The sequence below is a fragment of the Campylobacter sp. MIT 21-1684 genome (assembly GCF_026241315.1).
Taxonomy (GTDB): domain Bacteria; phylum Campylobacterota; class Campylobacteria; order Campylobacterales; family Campylobacteraceae; genus Campylobacter_D.
This window is the reverse complement of record NZ_JAPHNA010000041.1, coordinates 1-2,611: the sequence shown is the minus strand read 5'-3', so window position 1 is coordinate 2,611 and position 2,611 is coordinate 1. Positions and strand designations below refer to the sequence as shown.

The following is a 2,611-nucleotide window of genomic DNA, read 5'->3' as shown; positions in this document are numbered from 1 at the left end:
GAGAGTTGCATTTATATCCCAAGAATTCCAATCTTTAGGATTGCTCCAAAGTATTTTAGAGTAATCCTCTTTTTTACTATAATCATATAAATAATTTTGATATTGATAAAAAAATATTTCTTTAAAATATTTCCAAGCTTCCAATGGAGAATCAAAGGAGTGCGACAAACTTTTTTCTTCATCTTTGCAAGTAAAGTCTATCAAATTACCCAAGAAACACTCCCCAATTATCCCTATATATTCACTTGCATAGCTAGGTTGCGGGTCGTTTTCAAAAAGGCTTTTACTTAAAATATCAAGTGGATAAATATCATATTGTCCCATAAAGCCCTCATCAATTTCAAAATCAGATTGCACTTCTTGCAAAATGCAATATTCAAAATATTCTAAAATATCTATTTTCGTAATATGTGGGTTGGTTAAGAGTATTTTTAAATCTAATGCTTGCTCTCCTAAAATAACTGCTATTTTTTTATTTATACCCGTTTTATAAATAGAATTAAACAGGAATGCATCAATACTTTCTAGTGCTTTGTATTTCATTTTCTCATCGTCTCCAAATTATGAATTATCTTTTCTTTTTTATTGATATCTATGGCTCTTCCACCTGTTTGAGAATTAGAGCGAATACCTATGGAAGTACCATCATCTAAAAGATATTCTAACACATTTACCTTTTCTTCTTTTCCAGTTTTTTTCACTCTAATTGTTTGCTTATGCTCTCCATTATATTTTGCATTGTTTATAAATTTTTTGACCAATTTATTAAAAGATTGCTATCCTTTCGACTTAACAAAATATCAATGCTATCTTTATTGTTTGTATCAGGTGTTGTGTTAAATCTACTTAGAATCATATAGTCATCATTTCCGCTCTGTTTATCCAGTAAAGAATAAAATCTGCATCCAGTGCCACAACTATGAGGTATTATTGAATATTTACCTGCAAAATTAATCTTTAAATCCACTAACTTACCATTTATATCTCTGCATTCTGTGTTTGCACACTTGTACTCTTGTGAGATTTTATGTTTTCCTTGATATATTTGCGCAGGATATTTGCTGAAGTCATTTAAAAGATTATTTGCATTTAATAAAACACAACACAGCAATATTAAACTTAATACTTTCATTATTTTAACCCTTTATCATAAAAATTCAGCGAAGTCTTCATTATTCATTGCAAGATTAGAAATACCTTGCAATTCTTCTTCTAAATGTTTATTATAATATTTCATAAAATCTTCTTTTATAGTGTATTGAAACTTTGCATTTATATCAAAGCTTACTTGTGTATTGTGTTTGGCTTTTGATGTGAAAGAGAGAGGAGAAATACTCATTGGGAATTTTCTTTTATTATGAGTTTGCCTGAGGGATTGATAAATAACAGCATAGTTGTTTGTTCCTTAAATACTTTATTTTACAGCTCGTTTACCCTTTTCAAAATCTTTTGCATTTTTGGCTGATTATTATATTTTTCTTGCAAAATATTGTAAGTTTGTGGGAGTGGCTTACAATATTGTTCTATTTTTTCATCAAGTTCTTTTTGTCTTGCTTTATCATATCCATATTCACCACGAAAATAGTTACAAGCACAAGCATTTTGTATGTATGTTTGTATATCTTGCGGGTAAAGCATTTTGGATTCTATAATGCCTTGCACATTTGTATTTATTTGCTTTAAGAATATATCATAACTTTTATAAGTGCAAATTCTTTCTCCATTTTCAAAAGCATTAAGACTTATTGTTACTTCATTTTCATTGTGCCATAGCACCTTAAAGTTTTTATAGCCATAAATTTCACTTTCTTTATCATCAAGCATTTGCGTAATATTTTCCATAGCCTTAATATTCTGTGGGAGATAATAGCCCTCTGAAAAACTATTTTTTATCTGTCTGTATGCTTCTGTGATATTTGTATCTTCAAAACTTTTTTCTTTTTCTATTAGCGCAAATAAGCTATTGTAACAAAAGAGTATAGTGAATATATAATGCATTTATGTTCCTATTTTCCATTGAATGACCAATGTGGGTCATCAGGTGGATTTTTTACCAACTTATAGACTCCATAAGTTGCTCCAATATTGTGGAGTTCTTTACATTTAGCACCATTATTTGCTATTAATATATATTCTTTTCCCGTTTTATCTTTTATCTTTATTGTTTTTGTCCAAGTAATTGTCATATCAATAGCTTTGCCTAAAATATGATTTGATGTAAGAGAAGCTTTATCCCTCATACCATAAGCTTTAACCATCTCCAATGCTTTTTCTCTTGAAATTTTCTCTGAATAATTACCGCTAGAATCTGTATGTATCCAATTAATTGGGATATTTTCTTTTTGTGTTTCGATTTGAGCTTGTTGAGGAGTAATATCTTTTGAAACACTTATACGCCACGCATAGTGCATAAGGATAGCTCTTTTTTTAGACCTTCTAGTAGAAGTAACAACAACATTTGCGCCAGCATTCCTTAAAATGTTAATAAAAGTAGCTACATTTTTTCTGAAGTCAAAATCTAAATCATTTAATAGGTTCTCTTCACTTTGCCCCTCTTTTTCTTTATACTCTTTTACCCATTCTTTACCACTTAAACGAAGATTCTCCTCCC

At 29.5% G+C, this 2,611-nt stretch carries 6 protein-coding genes; all 6 read right to left on the bottom strand.

Going from position 1 to position 2,611, the window contains the following annotated elements; translation table 11 throughout:
* On the bottom strand, positions 1 to 543 hold a 543-nt coding region (locus OQH62_RS08390; protein ID WP_266016096.1), incomplete at its 3' end, for a hypothetical protein.
* Positions 540 to 701, bottom strand: a complete 162-nt coding sequence (locus tag OQH62_RS08385; RefSeq protein ID WP_266016095.1) for a hypothetical protein — start codon at positions 699 to 701, stop codon at positions 540 to 542. The genes OQH62_RS08385 and OQH62_RS08390, both read right to left, overlap by 4 nt.
* Positions 702 to 742: 41 nt before the next feature.
* A complete protein-coding gene (locus OQH62_RS08380) occupies positions 743 to 1,132 on the bottom strand; it encodes a hypothetical protein (RefSeq protein WP_266016094.1) in 390 nt (129 codons plus the stop codon).
* Between the two features lie 15 nt (positions 1,133 to 1,147).
* On the bottom strand, positions 1,148 to 1,339 hold the full coding sequence (locus tag OQH62_RS08375; protein WP_266016092.1) for a hypothetical protein: 192 nt from the start codon (positions 1,337 to 1,339) through the stop codon (positions 1,148 to 1,150).
* An 80-nt stretch (positions 1,340 to 1,419) separates the two neighbouring features.
* Positions 1,420 to 1,998, bottom strand: a complete 579-nt coding sequence (locus OQH62_RS08370) for a hypothetical protein (RefSeq protein WP_266016090.1) — start codon at positions 1,996 to 1,998, stop codon at positions 1,420 to 1,422.
* 8 nt (positions 1,999 to 2,006) lie between these two features.
* On the bottom strand, positions 2,007 to 2,611 hold a 605-nt coding region (locus tag OQH62_RS08365; protein ID WP_266016088.1), incomplete at its 5' end, for a hypothetical protein.